Consider the following 20,757-nt stretch of genomic DNA (forward strand, 5'->3'; position numbering starts at 1 on the left):
TGTGACCGTTGGCCATGAGCATTGGAACCGGGCCGCGACCTCGCTGATCGGGACGTGGCGGTCGACCACCAACTTGGCGACCTTGAGCCGGACACGAGGGGTCAGGGCAGCGTTAGCGTGGGACACGAGGGCCTCCTGTTTTGTGAGCGGATACCTAGGCAGTTCCACTCCACCGCGGGAGGCCCTCCCCGCGCCACTGATCAGATCAGCGGATCACACCCACTCAACCAACGTCTCGGGTCAGTACAGCTAGCAAAGGTTGCTCGCAGGGCAGGGCGAGGGGTGCGTCAGGAGGCGAAGGTGATGGTGACGGTGCTGGCCTTGCCGCCGGCCTTGGCGTCGTGCCACTCCCAGCCGGAGGAGTCGCGCGTCCGCGTCCACTCCCGCGACCCGACGCGCACGGACGTGGCGCCGTGCAGCGAGGCCGTCGCCACGGCATACGCCCCGGCACTCCAGGCGGCGCGCTCGGAGCCGGCTGTCACGGTGAGGGTCCGGCCGCTGACGGCGGAGGTCACGCCGAGCTCGGTCTTGAGGGCCGCCTTGAGGGCTGCCGGGTCGCCGGTGGTCGCGTCGTTGAGCCGGCAGCCGAGGCCTTCGGGGGAGTGGCCGCTCAGCGTGGAGGCGAGCAGCCGCCCCTCCTGCTCGTGGTCGGCATAGGCCTCGGGGTAGGCGCTCTTCTGCACCTTCTGCGCGATCTCGGTGATCCGCATGCCCTCGTAGCCGTCGATCTTCACGAGCGCGTCGTAGAACTTGTTGGTCGCGTAGACGGGGTCGAGGATCTGGTCGACGGTGCCCCAGCCCTGGCTCGGCCGCTGCTGGAACAGCCCCACGGAGTCGCGGTCGCCGTACTTGAGGTTGCGCAGCTTGGACTCCTGGATCGCTGTCGCGATCGCGATCGTGGCGGCTCTCGCGGGGAGGCCGCGCTTCTCCGCGACCGCCTCGATCGTGGCTGCGTATGCCGTCTGGCTGGGGTCGAAGTCGACGCTCGTCCCCGAGGCGGTCGCCTGGCAGCGGGGCCCACCGAAGTTGCTGATCACACCCCGAGCGCCGACGATGCCGGCCCCGACGACTCCGCCCGCCAGGACCAGCACGACCAGTCGGGTGGCGAGCCGGCGCTTGCGCGACGGTGGCCGCTGCTCCGAGAGCACGACCCCGCCGCGCCTAGTCGTTGGCATGCAGGGCCGAGTTCAGGACGATGCCGTGACCGTCGCGGGCACGGGCCTCGACGGTGCCGGTCACGGAGTTGCGGATGAACAGCAGGTTGGACTGGCCCGACAGCTCCCGGGCCTTGACCACCCGGCCGTCGGTCAACGTCACCTTGGTGCCGGCGGTGAGGTAGAGACCGGCCTCGATGACGCAGTCGTCGCCGAGGGCGATGCCCAGGCCCGACTCGGCGCCGAGCAGGCAGCGCTCGCCGATGCTGACCCGCTCGGTGCCGCCGCCGGACAGGGTGCCCATCGTGGAGGCGCCACCGCCGATGTCGGAGCCGTCGCCGACGACGACGCCCTGGCTGATCCGACCCTCGACCATGGAGTGGCCGAGCGTGCCGGCGTTGAAGTTGACGAAGCCCTCGTGCATGACGGTCGTGCCCGATGCGAGGTGCGCGCCGAGGCGTACGCGGTCGGCGTCCCCGATCCGGACTCCGGCGGGCACGACGTAGTCGGTCATCCGCGGGAACTTGTCGACGCCCAGCACCTGCACCGGACCACGGGCGCGCAGGCCCGCACGAGTCAGCTCGAAACCGTCCACCGAGCACGGTCCCTGGGTCGTCCAGACGACGTTGACCAGGACGCCGAACAAGCCGTCGAGGTTGATCGTGTTGGGCTGCACCAGGGTGTGGGAGAGCAGGTGCAGGCGCAGGTATGCGTCGGCCGGGTCGGCCGGGGCGGCGTCGAGGTCGATCTCGGTCGCGACGACCTCGCGGCGAACGTGCCGCACGTCGTCCTTGCCGACCAGTGCCTCGAGCTCGGCCGGGGCGTGGCTCCCGGCGGGTCGGGCACCGAGGGTGGGCTGCGGGTACCACGCGTCGAGGACCGCACCGTCGTCGTGGATTGTCGCCAGGCCGAAACCCCATGCGGTGCGTTCGCTGCTCATGGGACCAGCCTACGAGACGGGGTGGTGTCGCCCAGACCCATGGGTCTTCGGAAGATGCGCCGTGCCAGGGACCTGGCGGATCTTCCGAAGAAGTGGCGGTGGATAGGGTTCTGGCATGGCGAACTCACCTGTCGACACCATCGCACTCGACCTGTCGGCGGACATCGTCACCCTCACGGCGGCACTGTGTGACATCGAGTCGGTCTCGCGGGACGAGGCCGCGATCTGCGATGCGATCGAGGCGGCCCTCGCCCCGCTGGCCCACCTCACGGTGACCCGGATCGGGAACACCTTGGTGGCCCGGACCGACCTCGGTCGCGACGAGCGGGTCGTCCTCGCCGGCCACATCGACACGGTGCCGTTGACCCAGGACCCCGCCAACCTGCCGACCCACCGGCAGGGTGACGACCTCTGGGGCCGCGGCACCGTCGACATGAAGGGTGGGGTCGCCGTCCAGCTCAAGGCGGCCCTCGTGGCCGAGCCGAGCCGCGACCTGACGTTCGTGTTCTACGAGGGCGAGGAGATCGACAGCGAGTTCAACGGCTTGCTCCACATCGACAGGCAGCGTCCGGACCTCATCGCGGACGCCGACTTCGCGGTGCTCCTCGAGCCGACCGGCTCGATCGTCGAGGGCGGGTGCAAGGGAACGCTGCGCGCAGAGGTCGTCACCAAGGGCATCGCCGCCCACTCCGCCCGACCCTGGAACGGCCACAACGCCATCCACGACGCGGGCGAGGTCCTGACCCGCCTCGCGACCTACCAGCCCGAGACCGTGGTGGTCGACGGCCTGGAGTACCGCGAAGCCATGAACGCCGTGGGCATCACGGGTGGCATCGCCGGCAACGTCATCCCCGACCGGTGCGTCGTCACGGTCAACTACCGCTACGCCCCCGACAAGTCGCCCGAGGACGCGCTCGCCGTCGTGCACCAGCTGTTCAGCGGCTACGTCGTCGAGGTGAAGGACAACGCCCCCGGCGCCCGGCCCGGCCTGCACCTGCCGGCGGCCAAGGCGTTCGTCGAGGCCCTGGGTGTCGACGTCGTGGCCAAGCAGGGCTGGACCGATGTCGCGCGGTTCTCCGCCATGGGTGTGCCGGCAGTGAACTTCGGCCCGGGCGACCCGAACCTGGCCCACCACGATGAGGAGCGCTGCCCCGTCAGCCAGCTCGAGTCCGCGGAGGCCGCCCTGCTGCGCTGGCTCGCGTGAGCGCCTGAGGCGCGGCCGCGAGGCGGCCCCGGCCGCGAGGCGCGCCGCAGACCCGCGCGGTCATCCCTCCAGCGACTCCCCGAAGCCCAGCGGCGCCCGGGTGACGAGGTAGGTCGCCCAGTTCATCTTGAGCACGGTGCCATCGGAGGCGCGGGTGACCCGCAGCTGTTCGCCGCGCTCGCGACCCGACACGGTGCGGAAGGTGCTCTCGTCGAGCCGCTCGAAGACCGATGGCGCGCGGTCGGCCGGAGCCGAGTCGGCGCGTGCCTCGAGCCGCCCTTCGCGCACCGAGAAGGTGTACCCCGAACCCTCTGAGAACCACCGGCCCAGCAGGGGTGCGAGGTCTTCCGGGACGGACGTGCCCGCATGCCAGGGCTCCTCCTCCGCAGGGTCGTTCTCGAGGACGTGGTCGCCCAGGCCGATCGCGAAGGCCGCCGGGTCGGGCGACGAGGAGCTGTTCATCAGGACGATGCCTCCGGTGCCGCTCTCGCGGTGGGTGAAGACGCCGGACACCTGACCCGGCATCCCGCCCGTGTGCCCGACCCAGGTGCGTCGGGTGGTCGAGCGCATCAGGAAGAAGCCCAGGCCCATCGCGCCACCCCACCCCTCGGGGTCGACGAGCAGCTGCGGCTGGCACATCTCCTCGAGCGTGTCGGGGGACAGGATGGCCGCATCCGGGGCGGCCACGAAGCCGGACCACCGGGCGAGGTCGGTGACCGTGCTGGCCAGTGCCCCGCACGGCCCCATCGCCCGAAGGTCGAGCACCGGCTCCACCCGAGGCACGTCGTGGAACGGCTGCACGTGGTAGCCCGTCGCCCGTGGCCCGCCGTCGAAGCCGACGCTCGTGCGGGTCATCTCCAGCGGCTCGAGGATGCGGGCGCGCAGTGACTCCTCCCACGAGCGGCCCTCGAGGTGCTCCACGAGCTGGCCCAGCACGGCATACACGATGTTGGAGTAGTGCCAGTGGTCGTGGGGCCGGCCGACGCGCTCGATCGCGTTGAAGTCGCTCATCAGCGTGGCGGCGTCGGGCTGCTCCAAGGTCTCCCAGATGTCACCGAGCGGCTCGCGCGCCAGACCGGTCGCATGGGAGAGGGCTTGTCGCACCGTGGCCCGCTGCGTCACGCCGGGCAGGTGCTGGTCGAGGGTGTCGTCGAGGTCGAGGCGCCCCTCGTCGCGCAGGGCCATCACCAGGACAGCGGTGAAGCTCTTGGTGTTCGAGGCGATCAGGAACTGGTCGTCGGGGCCGGGGACGCGCGGCGAGGCGACGTCGACGGTGCCGATGCCGTCGGTCCAGACCGGCTCCCCGCGACGGACCACGGCGGCGGCTAGGCCCGGCACGCGACCTGTCCGCTGGCGGTCCAGCGCCAGGTTTCGCAGCTGGCGACGGGTGGCGTCCTGCACAGTGGTGTCCACCCGTCGACCCTAGCGAGGGTCCGGTCGCCGCTCGCCGACCAGCCGTCCTCGCGTAGGTTGGCCCCCGTGAGCGAGCAGCCCGACGAGCAGACGCCCGACGACCAGACGCCTGACGACCAGACGCCCGACGACCTGACGCAGACCGCAGGCGCCACCGAGCGCGACCACGAGTACCCCGGGTTCGACTACCACACGGGCCCGGTCACGTTGCGGGGTTCGCGCGTCCCGGCGTCGACCACCGACCAGCGCCTGCTCGACAGCGGTGGGTCGAGTGAGTGGGTCCACACGGACCCGTGGCGGGTGATGAGGATCCAGAGTGAGTTCGTCGAGGGCTTCGGCGCCCTCGCGGAGCTCGGCCCCGCCGTGAGCGTCTTCGGGTCGGCCCGCACCAAGCCCGGCACCCCCTTCTACGAGATGGGCGCCCACGTGGGTCGTCGCCTCGTCGAGGAGGGGTATGCCGTGATCACCGGCGGTGGCCCCGGCGCCATGGAGGCGGCCAACAAGGGTGCCCGCGACGCCGGCGGTGCCTCGGTGGGCCTGGGCATCGAGCTGCCGTTCGAGCAGGGTCTCAACGAGTACGTCAACCTCGGTGTGAACTTCCGGTACTTCTTCGCCCGCAAGACGATGTTCGTCAAGTACGCGCAGGGGTTCATCGTGCTGCCGGGTGGGTTCGGGACGCTGGACGAGCTGTTCGAGGCAGTCACCCTGGTCCAGACCCAGAAGGTCACGTCGTTCCCGATCGTGCTGATGGGCACCGAGTACTGGGGTGGCCTGTTCGACTGGCTGCGCAGCACCGTCCTGGACGCCGGCACAGTGAGTGCCAAGGACGTCGACCTGCTGCACCTGACCGACGACGTGGACGAAGCCGTCCGCCTCGTCACGGAGGCGGAGGAGCCGGTCGCGCCCAAGCGCCCGGAGTAGCCCTCCACCTCCACGAGTCCCACGGCCCGGCCCGGCCCGACCCGCGCTGGGAGGGAGGCGGTCGTGGACGGAGGGTGGACGGGACGGTTGCCGCCGCCGATGATGGAGGCGTGACCATCTCGCCGCTGCCGCGACATGGCGACGTCATCGTCGGTCGAGACGTCGCCGGGCGCACCCTGCGCATCTCAGGTCACCCCGAGTCCGGCCGCGTGGTGCTGTCGATCTGGCAGGACACGGTGTGTCGCGCCACGCTCCGACTGACGCCCGAAGACGTCCCGCAGTTCGTCGAGATGCTCACGCGCACGGCGATCGCGCGGTCCGACGGAGCCCCCGACGAGGTCCGTGACCTCAGCACGGCGGGCTGACTAGGTCGTCGTCAGGAGTTCGTGCGACGATCGCCCCGTGATCTGGGTCTTCTTCATCGCCGTCGGCGTGCTGGTCATCGGCGCGTTCGCCGCTCTCGTCCTGGGACGGGTGGGCTACGACCCCCTGGCCGAGGCGACGACGACCCAGGCGGATCCGATCCTCTCCGAGGAGTTCGGCTCCGGAGAGATCTCGGCTGTTCGTTTCGACACTGCGCTGCGCGGCTATCGCATGGACCAGGTGGACGCCGTGCTCGACCGGCTGCAGACCAGGATCGCGGAGCTCGAGGCCGGCAGCGATCCCCGCCGCTGACCCATGGCCGACCTCCACCTCACCCGGCACTGTGCCGCGCCGCCCACCACGGTGTGGGACGTCCTGAGCGACTTCGCGGCATACGGGGACTGGATGCCGCTCACCCGCATGCGGGTGGACGCGGGCGGTCCGCGGCCGGGCTGGGGTTTCGCGGGGTTCAGCGGGATCGGCAGAGTCGGGTTCTCGGACTCGATGCTGGTGACCGTGTGGGAGCCTCCGGACGCCGGGGGAGTCGGCCGCTTCCGGGTCGTCAAGACGGGATGGTTGCTGGGCGGCTGGGCCGAGATCTGCGTTGAACCGGCGGGCGAGGGCACCCGTCTGGACTGGCGTGAGGACGTCGTCGTGCGGCCGCTGCCGTTCAAGCGCGTCTTCACGCCCCTGTTGCGCAGGGCCAGCGACTGGCTCTACGGGCGGGCCGTGGACGCCATGGTCGCGCGGGCCGAAGAGCGTCATCGGTGAGCGGTCTGGTCGTGGGCGAGGACGGACTGGCCCGGTGTGCGTGGGCCGGCTCGACGCCCGACTACCTCGCCTACCACGACACCGAGTGGGGAGTGCCGGTCCACGGGGAGCAGGCGCTCTACGAACGGCTCACCCTGGAGGCCTTCCAGTCCGGGCTCGCCTGGATCACCATCCTGCGCAAGCGCGAGGGGTTCCGGTCGGCCTTCGCCGGCTTCGACCCCGAGGTCGTGGCGGCTTTCGGCGAGGACGACCGCGCCCGCCTGATGGCCGATGCGGGAATCGTCCGCAACCGCCTGAAGGTCAACGCCGCCATCCACAACGCCGGCGCGGTGCTGGCCCTGCGCGACCTCGGCGGGCTGGATCAGCTCATCTGGTCGCACGCCCCGGCCCACCACACCCCGCCGGCCACCACCGAGCAGCTGCGGGCCACCTCGCCCGAGTCGGTGGCCCTCGCCAAGGCGTTGAAGAAGGCCGGGTTCGTCTTCGTCGGCCCCACCACGATGTATGCCGCGATGCAGGCCTGTGGGCTGGTGGACGACCACCTCGTCGGCTGCCACCGGGCGGGCGGACACCAGTGATGCGCACCCTCACGGCGAGGGTGGTGCTGACCTACCTGGCGCTGCGTGCCGTCTCGGCCGTGCTGCTCGTGCTCGCGAGCCACGACCAGGTCGTCATGCCGGACTGGACCGGCCCGACCGTCGAACCCATGGACATGACGGTGCTGTGGGACGGCAGCTGGTACCGCTACATCGCCGAGCACGGCTATCCGCACGTGCTGCCCGTCGACGCGTCGACCGGCCGCGTCACCCAGAACGCCTGGGGCTTCTTCCCCTTGTTCCCCCTGCTGTCCCGGTTGCTCATGTCCGCCACCGGGCTCGGTTTCCCTGTCGTGGCGTCGTCCCTGTCCCTCGTGTGCGGTCTGGGCGCGGCCGTCATCATGGCCCGGCTCCTCGCCGAGCGGGTCGGCGACCGGGTGGCGCTCGCGACGGTCGTCGTCTGGGGTGCCCTCCCGGCGGCGGTCGCCCTGCAGCTCGCCTACACGGAGTCCCTCGCGATGGTCCTCCTGTGCGCCCTGTTGTGGGCGTTGATGCGGCGGAACTGGCTCGCCGTGGGAACCCTTGCACTGCTGTTCGGCGTGACCAGACCGATTGCCGTGCCCGTGGCCGTCGTGGTCGCGGCGATGCTCTGGCTGCGGTGGCGCGGTCGGGCCGCCGACCCGATCGACCGCGCCGAGTACGCCGCGGGAACCTTCGCGCTGGTCGCCTCCGGCGTCGGCGCCGTGGCCTGGCCCCTCATCGCGTGGCGGGTCACGGGGTCGCGCAGCGCGTACACCGACACGATGGCCGCCTGGCGGGCCGGGGGGGAGATCGCGCCGCTCAAGCCCTGGCTGGGCATGTCGCAGTGGGTGTTTCGCGACTTCGACGGCGGCGCTGTCTACGGACCGGTCGCCCTCGCGGCGCTCGCCACCACCATCGTCGTGCTCACCTGCGGTCCCTGGGCGACCCGGCTGGGCCCGGAGCTGCGCGCCTGGTCGCTGGCCTACCCGGCATACCTCGCCGTCGTGCTCGACCCCTTCACGAGCATCTTCCGCTACGTCCTTCCCCTCTTCCCGCTCGCGGCGGTGATCCTCGGTGGGGGCTGGGTGGAGCGCTCGGCGAGGTGGTTGTGGACTCGAACCGCCGTCCTCGTCGCGCTCGGCATCGTCGGGCAGGCCCTGTGGATCTGGAAGCTGCTCGTGTTCGTGCCGCCCTCGGACTACCCGCCGTGACCGTGACCGGCCTGCGGGCCGTCGTGACGTCTCAGGGCCGCAGCGCAGTGGGGCGGTGGGCGCTGCGCCGTCCAGTGGTTTTCCTGCTGCTCGTGTATGCCGTGACGAGGGCGCTCGCGTTCCTCGCCATGTGGGTGGCGGCGACGTGGTTCCAGACGCCGGCGGGGGTCGGTCACCTCGACCCGACCGTGGGCGACATCCTCGGCGGCTGGGACAGCATCTGGTACCGGCGCGTCGCCACGCAGGGCTACCCGGTCCCGTTGCCTGCGGACCCTGACAGCGGGCTGCTCACCTACAGCGCCTGGGCGTTCTACCCCGCCTTCCCCATGATGGTGCGTGGACTGATGGCCATCGGCCTGCCGTTCGAGGTGGCGGGTGTCGGACTCAACCTCGTGCTCGGTGCGGGGTGCACCCTGTTGGTGTGGCGGTGCTTCAACTACGCCATGCACGCGTCCCCGCAGCCGGCTCGCGAACGACTCGCGCTGGTCACCGGCGTCCTGTGGTGCCTCTATCCCGCGACCGGCATCCTCGTGATGCCCTACACCGAGGCGCTGGCGGGTGTGCTGATCGCCGGGTCGCTCCTGCTGCTCATGCAACGTCGCTACGCCTGGGTGGCGGTGCTGACGCTCGCACTCGGGTTCACCCGCGCCGCGGCTCCCGCGATCGCGTGTGCTGCGATCGCCCACCTGGTGCTGCGGTGGCGTGAGGACAGGGTGGCCGGAGTGGTGCCACTACGGGGCCACCGCATCTCGGCGGTCCTGATGCTGGTGGCGACCGGCATCTCCTCCCTCGCCTGGCCGGTCGTCGTGGGCTTCATCAGCGGGCTGCCGATGGCGTTCTTCGACGTGCAGGCGGCCTGGGGGCAAAAGCCCGAGTCCGGTCCCTTCGTGCTGTGGCTCTCCTGGGCGTGGGAGGGACACGGGATCGTCGGCGTGACGATCCTGGTCTCCCTCGTGGCGACCTACATCGCCCTCATCGTGGGTCGGCACGGTCGCTGGCTGGCGGTCGAGCTGCGGGTGTGGGCGCTGGCCTACCCGCTCTACCTGCTCGCCGTGGTGAGACCGATCACGAGCATGTGGCGCTTCCTGCTGCTGGACTTCCCGATCGCCGCGGTGGTCGCCTCAGTGGCGATGCGCACGTCGACCGGCGCCAAGATCGTGACGCACTGGCGCCGCCGGGTGGGCGTCGTCGGCGTGGTCCTGCTCGTCGGGCTCTTCTGGTTCACCTGCACGCTGCTGACCTACACGCCCTGGGCGTCCACCCCACCCTGACCCGAGCAACCTTTGCTAGCAAAGGTTGCTCGCTGAGGGACAGGTTGCAACGTGTCCGTCAGCGAGGAACCTGTGCTCGGTCGGGCGAATGCTCACTCGCCGATGAAGACCGGCTTCTCCTTGGCGAGGAACGCCGCGACCGCAGCGCGGTGGTCCGCGGTCCCGCCGGTGAGCGTCATGTACTCGCCCTCCTGGGCGAGGGACTCGGTGAGTCCGTGCCCTGCGCTGAACGCGACGGCCCGCCGGATGGACCCGTAGGCCAGGGTCGGTCCGGCGGCCAGGGTTGTCGCCAGCTCGCGCACCGTCGCCTCGAGCTCCTCGGCCGTGACGACCCTGGTGACCAGGCCCAGGGCCAGGCACTCGTCGGCCGGCACGGTGCGGGGCAGCAAGAGGAGCTCCTTGGCCTTGGCCGGACCCACGATCCGCTGAAGCGTCCAGGAGGTTCCCGAGTCGCAGGACAGTGCGATGCCGGCGAAGGCGAGGTTGAAGCCGGCGGTGTCCACGAGCACCCTGAAGTCCGCTGCGAGCGCGAACCCGGCACCTGCTCCGGCGGCCACCCCGTTGACCGCCGCGATGACCGGCTTGTCCATGGTGGCGAGGAGCTCGACGATGGGGTTGTAGTGCTTGGCGACGGTGTCCCACAGCGCCGGGTCGTCGCGCTGCAGGAAGGTGACGTGCTCGCGCAGGTCCTGCCCCACACAGAACGCGCGACCGCTGCCGGTCAGCACCACGCACCGCACCGTCGGGTCCTGCGCGACGTCGGTCAGCGCTGTGACGAGCGCTTCCTTGGTGGCGATGTCGAGCGAGTTCATCGCCTCGGGGCGGTTGAGCCGTACCGTGGCCACCGCGCCTTCCCTCTCGACGACGACGGGGGACTGCTGCGGGACAGTCGGGTCGGCGGCGTTGTCGCTGGTGGCGGGCGTGGTGCCCACGGTGTCGGAGGTGTCGGTCATGGGCGCCATCCTGCCGGACCGTCGTCCGACCCGGATTTCGCCTGTGAGCGGGTTCACGGGATAATGGAGCAAATCTGGCGCGCGCGGGGATGATCACAAGCACTGGCGTGGATCCGCGTGGCCAGCAGCAGACCACGCCAAACGGAAGGGACACTCATGGCGGCAATGAAGCCGAGGACCGGCGACGGCCCGCTCGAGGTGACCAAGGAAGGTCGGGGCATCGTGCTGCGCATGCCGCTCGAGGGTGGCGGCCGGCTCGTCGTCGAGATGACCCCCGACGAGGTTCGCGCGCTCGGCGACGCGATCACCAACTGCGAGGGCCTCAAGTAGCCTTCACCGCACGTTTCGAGGACCCCCGTCGGCAGTGTCCGACGGGGGTCCTCGCGAGTCCAGGGGTATGCCGCGGCCGAACCACAGGTGGGTAGGGTCGGGTCCGTGCGTGCACCCGAACTGCTCGATCCCGCTTCGAGCGCCTGGACCATCTCTGCCGAGCCCCTCACCGACGTCCTCGCGGACCTCGACGCCAGCGACCTGCTGCTGGCGCTCCCGGTTCCCAGGGGTGGTCTGCCGCCGACGGGCGCCGGCGCGGCAGCCCTGGCGTTGGTCGGCCTCGACGCCGCCGACGTCGTGGCAGCCCACGAACCCAAGGAGGGTGCCGGCTCGGTGACACGGATCCCCCTGGTCCCGGGGGAGCGACCGGCCCGGACCGTGCTCCTGGTGGGAGTCGCTGACGCGAGCCCGTCCGACCTGCGGACGGCCGGTGCCGCCCTGGGGCGGGCTGCCAAGGGGCACGCCTCGCTCGTGACCACTCTCGGCAGCGGCGCCGCCCGAGGCGCGCAGTCGGCCTTGGCCGAGGGACTCGCGCTCGGTGGCTACTCCAGCCCGCGATGGGTGGGCGACGACGCCGAGCCGGCGACCGGTCCGGCGGGGGAGATCGCGCTGGTCGGCTCCTATGACGAGCCCTCGGTCCGGCACTCGGTCGTGCGCGCCCGAGCCACGATGCTGGCTCGGAACCTGGCGGTGGTTCCGTCCAACATCAAGAACCCCGCCTGGCTCGCCGCCCAGGCGAGGACCATCGCAGGTCGCGCCGGGCTAGACGTGATCGTGTGGTCCGAGAGGGAGCTGCGCGCCGAGGGGTTCGGCGGTCTCCTGGCCGTCGGCGCCGCCTCCGCGTCGCCTCCCCGACTGGTCCAGCTCGACTACGCACCGCAGGGCGCGACGGCCAGGACGCCGCGAGTCGTCCTGGTGGGCAAGGGAATCACCTTCGACACCGGTGGGCTCGACATCAAGCCTGCCGAGGGCATGCTCGCCATGAAGACGGACATGAGTGGTGCGGCGGTCGTCCTCGCCGTGCTCGCGGCCTGTCGCGAGCTGGCCGTACCGGTGAAGGTGACCGGCCTGCTGGCGCTCGCCGAGAACGGCGTCGGCGGCGCGGCATACCGTCCCTCGGACGTCGTCACGCAGTACGGCGGACGTACGGTCGAGATCGGGAACACCGACGCCGAGGGGCGGATCGTGATGGCCGACGCGCTGGCCTATGCCGACCTGCGCCTCGACCCCACGGTGCTCCTCGACATCGCGACCCTGACGGGCGCTGCCCGCGTGGCGCTGGGTCGGTCGATGGCTCCGGTCTATGCGACCGAGGATTCCCTCACCCGCGCCCTCGTCGGGGCCGGCGAGGCGACCGGGGAGCTGCTCTGGCCCATGCCACTCGTCGAGGACTACCGGCCGAGCCTGGACAGCGACGTGGCCGACATCAACCACATCGCGGGCATCGGAGGCGGCGGCGGCTCGATCTCGGCAGCATTGTTCCTGCGCGAGTTCGTGGGTGCGCGACGCTGGGCACATCTCGACATCGCCGGGGTGGGTCGTTCCGACGTCGACCGCGGACTCCTCACCAAGGGCGGGACGGGCTTCGGTGCCCGCCTGCTGCTCACCTGGCTGGAGGAGATGTCATGAACGCGGGATACGGCCTGAGCGTGCGATGGTCCCTGGAGACCGCACCGGACGGCGTCGCCCAGGAGCTGCGTGACTACGTCGTGGGCACGTCGATGGCGAGGTTCATGTTCCTCGACGGGCTCGCCTTCAAGACCTGGCGGATGGTCGAGGGCAAGTGGTTCGAGGGCACCTACGTCTTCGACGAGAAGGTCTACCGCGACGACTTCCAGCGTGAGTTCACCGCGACCGCGGCCGAGTCCGCGGGCAGCGGGATCATCGGGTCCGCCCCGACCCTCATCGAGCCGTTCGAGGTCGTGGCGATCGTCGAGGGCCCAGGTCGGTTTCGTCGCGGCCCTGGTCCGGGCACCGCCTGACCGTCAGCGCTTGACGGCCGCCAGGACGCCGTCACCGACCGGCAGCAGGGCGGGGATCAACCGGTCGTCGTCGCGCAGGGCCTTGCCCAGGTCGCGCAGCACCGACGTCTGCTGGTCGCGTGCAGCCGGGTCGGCCACCTTGTCGTGCCACAGCATGTTGTCGAGCACGAGCACGCCGCCGGAGCGCAGGAGACGAATCCCGTGGCTGACGTACTCCGGGTACTCCACCTTGTCGCCGTCGATCACGACCATGTCGTAGGCGCCGTCGGTCATCCGGGGCAGCACGTCGAGCGCCCGGCCGGTGATGACGCGGGTGCGCTGGTGGGCGATGCCCGCCTCGGCGTAGGCCTTCTTGGCCACGCCCTGGTGCTCGGCCTCCACGTCGATCGTCGTGAGGATGCCGTCTTCGGGCATGCCCTGGAGCAGCCACAGTCCCGAGGTGCCGGCACCGGTGCCCACCTCGACGACCGACTTCGCCTTCACCGCGGCCGCCAGCAGTCGCAGCAGCACCCCCGCACCGTTGCCGACCGGCACGGCACCCAGCTCCTCGCCGCGGCGCCGCGCAGACTCGATCACCTCGTTCTCGGTGACGAACTCCTCGGCGTAGGCCCAGCTGGCCGGCTTCTGTGCGCTCATGCGGCAAACCCTACTGCCGCAAGCACGACGAACCGGGCACGCGGCATACAGGAAACGCTCAGGTTGTTGGGGAACGATGCAAGCCGTTCGGTCGTCTGGACCGAATGCAGGGTGTGCGCGCCGCCAGGCGCCCGACGGAGGTGAGGGACGTGACCGCGACCGACACGATCGGTTCGGCCCGACAGGATGCCCAGGGGGACGTCCCGGGCACCCAGGAGGCGACCGCGTGGGTGCCCCCGACGTGGGAGGAGATCGTCGAGCAGCACTCCGCGCGCGTCTACCGGCTGGCCTACCGCCTCACCGGCAACCCGCACGACGCCGAAGACCTGACCCACGACGTGTTCATCCGCGTCTTCCGGTCGCTGCACAGCTACCAGCCCGGCACGTTCGAGGGCTGGCTGCACCGCATCACGACCAACGTCTTCCTGGACAAGATGCGCCGCAAGCAGCGGATCCGCTTCGACGCCCTCTCCGACGAGTCCGCCGCGCGCCTGCCCACCCGTGAGGCGGGGCCCGAGGCGACGTTCGAGGCGACCCACTTCGACGACGACGTGCAGCGAGCGCTCGACGCCCTGTCGCCGGACTTCCGGGCCGCTGTCGTGCTGTGTGACATCGAGGGACTGTCCTACGAGGAGATCGCCGCCACGCTCGGCGTCAAGCTCGGCACCGTGCGCTCGCGCATCCACCGCGGCCGGGCCCAGCTCCGGGAAGCCCTCGCCCACCGCGACCCCACCCTCGCCCGCCCCGCAGTGGACGCCGACCGCGCGCCCGTCGCCAAGCGCCGCCTGCCGGTGCTCGGCCGGGCGGTGCACGGATCGCGATGAACCGCCCGCTGTGGGCAGGTATGCCGGGTGCGGCCCTCGCGGGGGGACGCGGCCGGTGTCTCGGCGACCAGCTGACGGCCTACGCCGACCGCGCCATGGACGAGGCGACCCTGCTGCGGTGGGACCGTCACGTGGTCGCGTGCCAGTGCTGCCGCGGAGCTGTCGACGAGGAGCGGCGCGTGCTGATGGCCCTGCGGTCCTCGCTCGGTGCCGCCGTGCCCGGAGACCTGCGCGGCATGTTGCTCGCCCTGGGCACCCAGACCCCGGGTCGCGCCCCTGACGGTTCGCCTGTCACGCCTGGCCCGTTGCTCCCGCCCATCCCGGCCGCGCCCGTGCGGGTCGTCGACCGTGGGGCCCCGGCGCAGCACCGCTCGGCCGGCCGGGCGACCGTCTACGCCGGACTGGCGGCCGGAGCCACGGCCGCGGCGGCCCTGAGCCTCGTGGTGACCGGTGGCCTGGCCCCGACCACGCAGCCGGTCTCTCCGGCGGTGCAGCGCGCCAGGCCGGCGACCCCGGGTTTCGCCACTGCCTCGTTCACCGTTCCCGGGCTCGGCGGCACCCCGTCTGCGACGTCCGTGGCACCCGCCGTGGGCACCGGTCGCGGTCGTTCGGCACAATCGTCTCCATGAGTGACGAGCGAGACCCGGCGGGCGCCGACCAGCCAGTCTCGGCCGACCCCGGCCAGTCCGCTCCCGACCCCCTGGCCGATTCCGCCTGGGACCCCTGGGCGCCCCCGGGGCGAACCGCTGCTGACAGCACCCAGCCGGTCGACCTGTCGCACACCCAGGAGCTCCACGGGGCCACCGGGCTGCCCGCGTCGGGCAGTGCACCGTCCGAGCCGCCACCCGTCGACGCGGTCTGGGCCGCTGAACCGACCGGCTGGCCGAGCGAGGCCTCCGCACACCAGGCACCCGCCGGACCCCCGGCACACCCCTCGAGCGATCCGGTCACGCAGGCCCCGACGGGCGCGGGCTGGGACCCCATCACCGCCCCCACGGCCGATGCGGGGTATGCCGGCCAGCCGGCACCGTGGGTCGGCCACCACCTCCCGGAGGCCACGGCCCCCCAGCAGAAGGGCCCCGGGTGGGGCGCCCTGGTCGCGGTGGCTGCGGTGGCGGCGCTGGTCGCGGCGGGGCTCGGTGGCCTGTTCGGCGGCTGGCTCGGGGCGACAGGACGGGTCGACTTCGGTTCGCTCGACCGCACACCCTCGTCCATCCCACGCGCCGGCGCCGGTGCCACGTCACGCCCCGAAGGCTCCATCGCCAACATCGCGGCCAAGGCACTGCCCAGTGTCGTGACCATCAAGGTCGACGGCGCCGACGGCGGCGGCACCGGCTCGGGGTTCGTGCTCGACCGGGACGGCCACATCATCACCAACAACCACGTCGTCGCCAGCGCGGCCGGCGGGGGCACGATCAAGGTCGAGCTGTCCAACGGCACCGAGATCGCTGCCACGATCGCCGGCCGGGACGCGTCCTACGACCTGGCGGTGCTCAAGACCAACCGCACCGACCTCGTTCCGCTGGTCATCGGCTCGTCGAAGGACGTCGTCGTGGGGGACCAGGTCATCGCCGTGGGTGCGCCGCTCGGTCTCGAGTCCAGCGTCACCAGCGGCATCGTCAGCGCCCTCAACCGCCCGGTGAGCCCCGGCGGTGACGGCAACCAGCAGTCGTACATCAACGCCATCCAGACCGACGCGGCGATCAACCCCGGCAACAGCGGTGGGCCGCTCCTCAACATGGCCGGTCAGGTGATCGGCGTGAACTCGGCCATCGCGCGGATCCCCGGAACCACCGACACCCAGTCGGGCAACATCGGTGTCGGCTTCTCGATCCCGAGCGACCAGGTCCTCAAGACGGCCGAACAGCTCATCAAGACCGGCTCGGCCCAGCACCCGGTGATCGGGGTCGTGCTCGACCGCGAGTTCACCGGTGACGGCGTGCGCATCCTGGCCAAGCCGAGCACCAGCAGCGGCCCGCCGGTCGACCCCAACGGCCCGGCAGGCAAGGCGGGGATCAAGGCAGGGGACGTCATCATCGAGTTCGACGGTCGGCGGGTGACCGACCCCGACGACCTCGTCGTGGCGATCCGCGCCAAGAGCGTCGGCGACGCGGTCTCGATGAAGGTCCGCCGCGGGAGTGAGACGATCAGCGTCACACTCACGTTGTCCGGCTCGGGCAAGTAGCGGCAGGGGCTGGCATGGCGGGCGTCAACGGCTGGGAGTTCATCGCGCTGATCGTGCTGGCCGTGGTGATCCTCGGACCCGAGCGACTGCCTGAGTACGCGTCGAAGCTGGCGCAGCTCGTCCGTCAGGCCCGCGCCCTGGCCGAGGGCGCCAAGGGCCAGCTGCGCGAGCAGATGGGACCGGAGTTCGACGACATCGACTGGCGGCAGTACGACCCGAGGCAGTACGACCCACGCCGGATCGTCCGCGAGGCCCTGCTCGACCCGACGCCGGTCCAGCCCGACGGGGACGGTCCGACCTACTCGACGAGCACGGGCGGCCACGACGCTGCCAGGCCGACGCCGTTCGACGACGACGCCACCTAGACCGGCGAGGCCAGACCCGGGTAGGGGTCAGGAGCGGGAGCTAGCGACCGACGGGGGACAGGCCGAGGGATCGACCGGCGAGTCCGCGCGACCGGGTGCCCAGACCCCGGGCGATGGCCCGCAGCGAGACGGCGGCCGGCGACTCGGGGTCGCGGAGCACGACCGGGGTGCCCTGGTCGGAGCATTCACGCAGGTTGGTGTCGAGGGGGATCTGACCCAGCAACGGCACCTCGGCGCCGACGGCCCGGGTGAGCGACTCGGCGACGACTTTGCCGCCACCGGACCCGAAGATCTCCTGGCGCGAACCGTCGGGCAGCTCGAGCCACGACATGTTCTCGATCACGCCGACAATGCGCTGATGTGTCTGCAACGCAATGGATCCCGCACGTTCGGCGACCTCTGCGGCGGCCTGCTGCGGGGTGGTCACGACGAGGATCTCGGCGTTGGGGATCAGCTGGGCGACGGAGATCGCGATGTCGCCCGTGCCCGGAGGCAGGTCGAGCAGCAGCACGTCGAGGTCGCCCCAGAAGACGTCGCCCAGGAACTGCTGGAGCGCGCGGTGCAGCATCGGTCCGCGCCAGACGACCGGCTGGTTCCCCGGCACGAACATGCCGATCGAGATGACCTTCACCTCGTGGGCGATGGGCGGCAGGATCATGTCGTCGACCTGGGTCGGCCGGTGCTCGACCCCGAGCATGCGCGGCACCGAGAAGCCGTAGACGTCGGCATCGACGACACCGACCCGCAGCCCGCTCTGCGCGAGGGACGCGGCGAGGTTCACGGTGATCGAGGACTTGCCGACGCCGCCCTTGCCGGACGCCACGGCATACACGCGGGTCAGCGAACCGGGCTTGGCGAAGGGGATCTCGCGCTCGGCGTTGCCGCCACGCAGCTGGGTGCGCAGGGCAACGCGCTGCTCGTCGCTCATCACCCCGAGGGTGACGTCGACGGCGGTCACGCCGGGCACCTTGGCCAGGGCGGCGGTGGTGTCCTTGGTGAGGGTGTCCTTCATGGGGCAGCCCGAGACGGTGAGCAGGATGGTCACGGCCACGCGGCCGGTCTCGTCGACCGTCACGCTCTCGACCATGCCGAGCTCGGTGACCGGCTTGCGGATCTCCGGGTCGATGACGGTCGTGAGCGCCTGGTGCAGGGCGTCGTCGGTCACCGTGGCGGGAGCGTCGGTCGGGCTGGGGGACATGCCCCCATGCTAGGTCGCGCCCTGGTCCTTCGAAGAACCGGTGGGTCCGCTCACGCTGTCATCTGGCTCACGTCGCCGGACCTCCAGCCCACGGTCCTCGAGCTCCTCGAGCAGGCCCCGCAGCTCGGACCGGAGGAAGTCGCGGGTGGCGGCGTCGCCCATGGCGTGCCGCAGCGACGCCACCTCGCGGGTGAGGTACTCGGTGTCGGCGAGGTTGCGCTCGTCGCGGGCACGGTCCTGCTCCAGGGCGACGCGGTCGCGGTCGGCCTGACGGTTCTGCGCGAGCAGGATCAGCGGCGCGGCATACGAGGCCTGGAGGCTGAGCATCAGCGTGAGGAAGATGAACGGGTAGTTGTCGAAGCGCCAGTCCTTGGGCGAGACGAGGTTCCAGGTCAGCCAGAAGGCGACGAAGACCGTCATCGCGAGCAGGAACTGGGCGGTGCCCATGAATCGAGCGAACTGCTCGCTCCACCGCCCGAACGTCTCCTGGTTCATGGCGGGTCGCGGCAGCAGCGCCCGGCGGGTCTCGCGGGGCTGGTCCAGCCGGCTGGAGGCCATCCTCCGGTCGCGCTCAGCCATGGGTCACCTCGTGGCGTTCCTCGCGCCAGTCGTCGGGAAGGATGTGGTCGAGCACGTCGTCGACCGTGACGGCGCCGATGAGCCGGCCGTCGCTGTCGACCACCGGGACGCCGACCAGGTTGTAGGTCGCCAGCATGCGGGTGACCTTGCCGAGCGGAGCATCGGCCCGCAGCGGTTCGATCTCCTTGTCGAGGATGCTGCCCACCGCGCCGTGCGGCGGTTCGCGCAGCAGCCGCTGGATGTGCACCATGCCGAGGTACTTGCCGGTGGGTGTCTCGTGCGGCGTCCGGCAGACGTAGACGGTCGAGGCCAGCGCGGGAGACAGCTCGACGCGACGCACGACGGCCAGGGCCTCGGCGATCGAGGCCTCTGGGCCGAGGATGACCGGCTCGGTCGTCATCATGCCGCCCGCGGACTCCTCGTCGTAGGTCAGCAGCCGGCGCAGGTCGGCGGCCTCGTCGGGCTCCATGAGCTGGAGCAGCTCCTCCTGCTTCTCCGCCGTGAGGTTGTGGAGCAGGTCGGTGGCGTCGTCGGGCTCCATCGCCTCGAGGACGTCGGCGGCGCGTCCCACGGGCAGCGTCTCGAGGATCTCGACCTGGTCGTCCTCGGGCAGCTCCTCGAGGACGTCCGCGAGCTTGTCGTCGGCCATCGCCTCGGCCACCTCCGCGCGACGCTTGGGCGACAGGTCGTGGATGACGTCGGCGAGGTCGGCGGACTTCAGGTCGTCATAGGTCTCGAGCAGCATCGCCGCCGACTGTCCGGCCGTGGACTGGTGTATGCCGGTGACGTCCTCGACGGGGACGAGCACCGTGGCGCCGCGGCGACGCCGGAACGCGCCGAGCGAGCCGCGGGCGGCACCTTGGCGCACGTAGACCTTGGACATGGCCCAGTCGCGGCTTCGCTCCTGTTCGATCGCGACGTCCTCGACGGTGGCCTCATAGGCACCCTCGGGGTCGTTGACCGTGACCGGCCGCTCGAGGATCTCGGCCATCACGAGCACCTCGTTGGTGCGCTGCTCGAAGCGACGCATGTTGACCAGACCGGTGGTGATGACCTGGCCACCGTCGACCGAGGTGACCCGGGTCATCGGCACGAAGACGCGACGCCTGCCCGGCACCTCGACCACCAGACCGATGATGCGGGGGCGGCGACGGGAGGCCCCGAACGTCACGACGACGTCGCGAACGCGCCCGACCTGGTCACCGAGCGGGTCGAACACGCTCAGGCTGGTCAGGCGGCCGACGAAGACGCGCGACGGAGTGCTCACGCGGCCAAGGTTATCCGTCCGATCAGCCGTCGTCGGGGAGGCGGTTGCCGCGCCGTCGGCGCGGTCGTCCGCGCCAGTGCCAAGGACGCCAGGTCGCCGTCGTCGCCTCGCTCGGCGGCACCGGCGCCGCACCCGAGGTCGTGGGGTACGAACCGGGTGCCTCGAGGGGGGCGCCGAACGGCTGCAGGGCACGCACGGTGCACTCGCGGGCCCACCGGTCGACGACGTCGTCGGTCGGACCGTCGTTGCGGGTGTTGAGGCGTCCTGCCTTGAGGGCCTCGGTGGCCGAGGCCCAGCGCTCGTCGGCGGGCCCGATCTCGTGGACCGTCGCCTGCACGGTCAGCAACCGACCGCCGGTGTCCTTGCTGCGCAGGATCAGCCGGACCTGCTCGGGCAGCCAGGGCAGGGTCTGCTCGCCCGGGCCCGACACGGCATACACGGTCTCGTCCGCCCAGGCGTGCCAGAACGGCCACGCGCGGTCGTCCGGTGGCTGAACCCACATCAGCCCGGACTTGGTGGCGGCTTCGGCGAACAGCGCCGTGACGTTCAGCGGCGCCGGGGCTGCGGGAGCGTCGGCAGCGGGCTCTCGCGCGGGCTCGGTCACACGTGAACTGTGTCATAACCGCCACGTGA

At 71.2% G+C, this 20,757-nt stretch carries 24 protein-coding genes and 1 pseudogene; 15 read left to right on the plus strand and 10 right to left on the minus strand.

The annotated features are described in order from the left end of the window. From AC1DWP_RS16730 to dapD, 3 genes and pseudogenes are all read right to left on the minus strand, one after another. Positions 1–126: pseudogene (locus AC1DWP_RS16730) on the minus strand (IS481 family transposase); the annotation flags it as partial. Between the two features lie 161 nt (positions 127–287). Further along, the gene (locus tag AC1DWP_RS16735) at positions 288–1,175 is read right to left on the minus strand and encodes a hypothetical protein (protein WP_477615618.1); all 888 of its coding nucleotides are present in this window, start codon (positions 1,173–1,175) and stop codon (positions 288–290) included. Then, entirely contained in the window at positions 1,162–2,094 is a 933-nt protein-coding gene (gene dapD / locus AC1DWP_RS16740; protein ID WP_477615619.1) for a 2,3,4,5-tetrahydropyridine-2,6-dicarboxylate N-succinyltransferase, read from the minus strand. The genes AC1DWP_RS16735 and dapD overlap by 14 nt, the downstream gene beginning before the upstream one ends. A gap of 115 nt (positions 2,095–2,209) precedes the next feature. On the opposite strand from dapD, the gene dapE reads away from it, so the two are divergent. Then, a complete protein-coding gene (dapE, locus tag AC1DWP_RS16745; RefSeq protein ID WP_477615620.1) occupies positions 2,210–3,298 on the plus strand; it encodes a succinyl-diaminopimelate desuccinylase in 1,089 nt (362 codons plus the stop codon). Positions 3,299–3,358: 60 nt separating this feature from the next. Here the strand turns inward: dapE and AC1DWP_RS16750 are convergent, their stop codons facing one another. Further along, positions 3,359–4,711 carry a serine hydrolase domain-containing protein gene (locus tag AC1DWP_RS16750; RefSeq protein WP_477615621.1) on the minus strand — a complete coding sequence of 451 codons (1,353 nt, stop codon included), beginning with the start codon at positions 4,709–4,711 and terminating at the stop codon, positions 3,359–3,361. A gap of 132 nt (positions 4,712–4,843) precedes the next feature. Between AC1DWP_RS16750 and AC1DWP_RS16755 the strand changes: the two genes are divergently transcribed. The 7 genes from AC1DWP_RS16755 (at position 4,844) to AC1DWP_RS16785 (ending at position 9,805) form a co-directional block, all read left to right on the plus strand. After that, positions 4,844–5,632 carry an LOG family protein gene (locus tag AC1DWP_RS16755; RefSeq protein ID WP_477615755.1) on the plus strand — a complete coding sequence of 263 codons (789 nt, stop codon included), beginning with the start codon at positions 4,844–4,846 and terminating at the stop codon, positions 5,630–5,632. Positions 5,633–5,742: 110 nt separating this feature from the next. After that, positions 5,743–5,997, plus strand: coding sequence for a hypothetical protein (locus AC1DWP_RS16760; RefSeq protein ID WP_477615622.1), 255 nt, complete (start codon positions 5,743–5,745; stop codon positions 5,995–5,997). 37 nt (positions 5,998–6,034) lie between these two features. Continuing rightward, positions 6,035–6,307, plus strand: coding sequence for a DivIVA domain-containing protein (locus AC1DWP_RS16765; protein WP_477615623.1), 273 nt, complete (start codon positions 6,035–6,037; stop codon positions 6,305–6,307). A 3-nt stretch (positions 6,308–6,310) separates the two neighbouring features. Then, a complete protein-coding gene (locus AC1DWP_RS16770) occupies positions 6,311–6,766 on the plus strand; it encodes an SRPBCC family protein (RefSeq protein WP_477615624.1) in 456 nt (151 codons plus the stop codon). Then, positions 6,763–7,344 (plus strand): DNA-3-methyladenine glycosylase I, encoded by a 582-nt coding sequence (locus tag AC1DWP_RS16775; RefSeq protein ID WP_477615625.1) that lies wholly within the window; start codon positions 6,763–6,765, stop codon positions 7,342–7,344. The genes AC1DWP_RS16770 and AC1DWP_RS16775 overlap by 4 nt, the downstream gene beginning before the upstream one ends. Continuing rightward, on the plus strand, positions 7,344–8,534 hold the full coding sequence (locus tag AC1DWP_RS16780) for a hypothetical protein (protein ID WP_477615626.1): 1,191 nt from the start codon (positions 7,344–7,346) through the stop codon (positions 8,532–8,534). Before AC1DWP_RS16775 ends, AC1DWP_RS16780 begins: the two co-directional genes overlap by 1 nt. Next, a complete protein-coding gene (locus AC1DWP_RS16785) occupies positions 8,531–9,805 on the plus strand; it encodes a hypothetical protein (RefSeq protein ID WP_477615627.1) in 1,275 nt (424 codons plus the stop codon). The genes AC1DWP_RS16780 and AC1DWP_RS16785 overlap by 4 nt, the downstream gene beginning before the upstream one ends. A 92-nt stretch (positions 9,806–9,897) precedes the next feature. Here the strand turns inward: AC1DWP_RS16785 and AC1DWP_RS16790 are convergent, their stop codons facing one another. Continuing rightward, positions 9,898–10,758, minus strand: a complete 861-nt coding sequence (locus AC1DWP_RS16790) for an enoyl-CoA hydratase/isomerase family protein (RefSeq protein ID WP_477615628.1) — start codon at positions 10,756–10,758, stop codon at positions 9,898–9,900. 156 nt (positions 10,759–10,914) lie between these two features. Between AC1DWP_RS16790 and AC1DWP_RS16795 the strand changes: the two genes are divergently transcribed. From AC1DWP_RS16795 to AC1DWP_RS16805, 3 genes are all read left to right on the plus strand, one after another. After that, positions 10,915–11,088, plus strand: coding sequence for a DUF3117 domain-containing protein (locus AC1DWP_RS16795; RefSeq protein ID WP_082592686.1), 174 nt, complete (start codon positions 10,915–10,917; stop codon positions 11,086–11,088). A 105-nt stretch (positions 11,089–11,193) separates the two neighbouring features. Further along, the gene (locus AC1DWP_RS16800; protein WP_477615629.1) at positions 11,194–12,717 is read left to right on the plus strand and encodes a leucyl aminopeptidase family protein; all 1,524 of its coding nucleotides are present in this window, start codon (positions 11,194–11,196) and stop codon (positions 12,715–12,717) included. Further along, entirely contained in the window at positions 12,714–13,070 is a 357-nt protein-coding gene (locus tag AC1DWP_RS16805) for a hypothetical protein (RefSeq protein WP_477615630.1), read from the plus strand. The genes AC1DWP_RS16800 and AC1DWP_RS16805 overlap by 4 nt, the downstream gene beginning before the upstream one ends. A gap of 3 nt (positions 13,071–13,073) precedes the next feature. Here the strand turns inward: AC1DWP_RS16805 and AC1DWP_RS16810 are convergent, their stop codons facing one another. Further along, the gene (locus AC1DWP_RS16810) at positions 13,074–13,706 is read right to left on the minus strand and encodes an O-methyltransferase (protein ID WP_477615631.1); all 633 of its coding nucleotides are present in this window, start codon (positions 13,704–13,706) and stop codon (positions 13,074–13,076) included. 149 nt (positions 13,707–13,855) lie between these two features. On the opposite strand from AC1DWP_RS16810, the gene sigE reads away from it, so the two are divergent. Genes sigE through AC1DWP_RS16830 form a run of 4 tightly spaced genes read left to right on the plus strand, consistent with a single transcriptional unit; the run spans position 13,856 to position 17,080 of the window. Further along, positions 13,856–14,530 (plus strand): RNA polymerase sigma factor SigE, encoded by a 675-nt coding sequence (sigE, locus tag AC1DWP_RS16815; protein ID WP_477615632.1) that lies wholly within the window; start codon positions 13,856–13,858, stop codon positions 14,528–14,530. Continuing rightward, positions 14,527–15,159, plus strand: coding sequence for an anti-sigma factor (locus tag AC1DWP_RS16820; RefSeq protein WP_477615633.1), 633 nt, complete (start codon positions 14,527–14,529; stop codon positions 15,157–15,159). The genes sigE and AC1DWP_RS16820 overlap by 4 nt, the downstream gene beginning before the upstream one ends. Continuing rightward, on the plus strand, positions 15,156–16,715 hold the full coding sequence (locus AC1DWP_RS16825) for a S1C family serine protease (RefSeq protein WP_477615634.1): 1,560 nt from the start codon (positions 15,156–15,158) through the stop codon (positions 16,713–16,715). The genes AC1DWP_RS16820 and AC1DWP_RS16825 overlap by 4 nt, the downstream gene beginning before the upstream one ends. A 14-nt stretch (positions 16,716–16,729) precedes the next feature. Continuing rightward, positions 16,730–17,080: a twin-arginine translocase TatA/TatE family subunit gene (locus AC1DWP_RS16830; RefSeq protein ID WP_477615635.1), complete on the plus strand. Its 351-nt coding sequence runs from the start codon at positions 16,730–16,732 to the stop codon at positions 17,078–17,080. 40 nt (positions 17,081–17,120) lie between these two features. Here the strand turns inward: AC1DWP_RS16830 and AC1DWP_RS16835 are convergent, their stop codons facing one another. The 4 genes from AC1DWP_RS16835 to AC1DWP_RS16850 are packed head-to-tail and all read right to left on the minus strand — an operon-like array spanning position 17,121 to position 20,728. Then, a complete protein-coding gene (locus AC1DWP_RS16835; protein ID WP_477615636.1) occupies positions 17,121–18,278 on the minus strand; it encodes an Mrp/NBP35 family ATP-binding protein in 1,158 nt (385 codons plus the stop codon). A 9-nt stretch (positions 18,279–18,287) separates the two neighbouring features. Next, the gene (locus AC1DWP_RS16840) at positions 18,288–18,857 is read right to left on the minus strand and encodes a DUF1003 domain-containing protein (protein ID WP_477615637.1); all 570 of its coding nucleotides are present in this window, start codon (positions 18,855–18,857) and stop codon (positions 18,288–18,290) included. Next, positions 18,850–20,124, minus strand: coding sequence for a magnesium transporter MgtE N-terminal domain-containing protein (locus tag AC1DWP_RS16845; protein ID WP_477615638.1), 1,275 nt, complete (start codon positions 20,122–20,124; stop codon positions 18,850–18,852). The genes AC1DWP_RS16840 and AC1DWP_RS16845 overlap by 8 nt, the downstream gene beginning before the upstream one ends. A gap of 22 nt (positions 20,125–20,146) precedes the next feature. Then, positions 20,147–20,728 (minus strand): hypothetical protein, encoded by a 582-nt coding sequence (locus AC1DWP_RS16850; RefSeq protein ID WP_477615639.1) that lies wholly within the window; start codon positions 20,726–20,728, stop codon positions 20,147–20,149. Positions 20,729–20,757 lie beyond the last annotated feature (29 nt).

It is taken from the genome of Pedococcus sp. P2_F6 (genome assembly GCF_056403675.1).

Bases quoted from the DNA above. Each gene is read 5' to 3' on its own strand.
- AC1DWP_RS16735 (WP_477615618.1), bottom strand. From the start codon at position 1,175: ATGCCAACGACTAGGCGCGGCGGGGTCGTGCTCTCGGAGCAGCGGCCA.
- dapD (WP_477615619.1), bottom strand. From the start codon at position 2,094: ATGAGCAGCGAACGCACCGCATGGGGTTTCGGCCTGGCGACAATCCAC.
- dapE (WP_477615620.1), top strand. From the start codon at position 2,210: ATGGCGAACTCACCTGTCGACACCATCGCACTCGACCTGTCGGCGGAC.
- AC1DWP_RS16770 (WP_477615624.1), top strand. From the start codon at position 6,311: ATGGCCGACCTCCACCTCACCCGGCACTGTGCCGCGCCGCCCACCACG.
- AC1DWP_RS16780 (WP_477615626.1), top strand. From the start codon at position 7,344: ATGCGCACCCTCACGGCGAGGGTGGTGCTGACCTACCTGGCGCTGCGT.
- AC1DWP_RS16790 (WP_477615628.1), bottom strand. From the start codon at position 10,758: ATGACCGACACCTCCGACACCGTGGGCACCACGCCCGCCACCAGCGAC.
- AC1DWP_RS16795 (WP_082592686.1), top strand. From the start codon at position 10,915: ATGGCGGCAATGAAGCCGAGGACCGGCGACGGCCCGCTCGAGGTGACC.
- AC1DWP_RS16805 (WP_477615630.1), top strand. From the start codon at position 12,714: ATGAACGCGGGATACGGCCTGAGCGTGCGATGGTCCCTGGAGACCGCA.
- AC1DWP_RS16810 (WP_477615631.1), bottom strand. From the start codon at position 13,706: ATGAGCGCACAGAAGCCGGCCAGCTGGGCCTACGCCGAGGAGTTCGTC.
- AC1DWP_RS16820 (WP_477615633.1), top strand. From the start codon at position 14,527: ATGAACCGCCCGCTGTGGGCAGGTATGCCGGGTGCGGCCCTCGCGGGG.
- AC1DWP_RS16825 (WP_477615634.1), top strand. From the start codon at position 15,156: ATGAGTGACGAGCGAGACCCGGCGGGCGCCGACCAGCCAGTCTCGGCC.
- AC1DWP_RS16830 (WP_477615635.1), top strand. From the start codon at position 16,730: ATGGCGGGCGTCAACGGCTGGGAGTTCATCGCGCTGATCGTGCTGGCC.
- AC1DWP_RS16835 (WP_477615636.1), bottom strand. From the start codon at position 18,278: ATGTCCCCCAGCCCGACCGACGCTCCCGCCACGGTGACCGACGACGCC.
- AC1DWP_RS16840 (WP_477615637.1), bottom strand. From the start codon at position 18,857: ATGGCTGAGCGCGACCGGAGGATGGCCTCCAGCCGGCTGGACCAGCCC.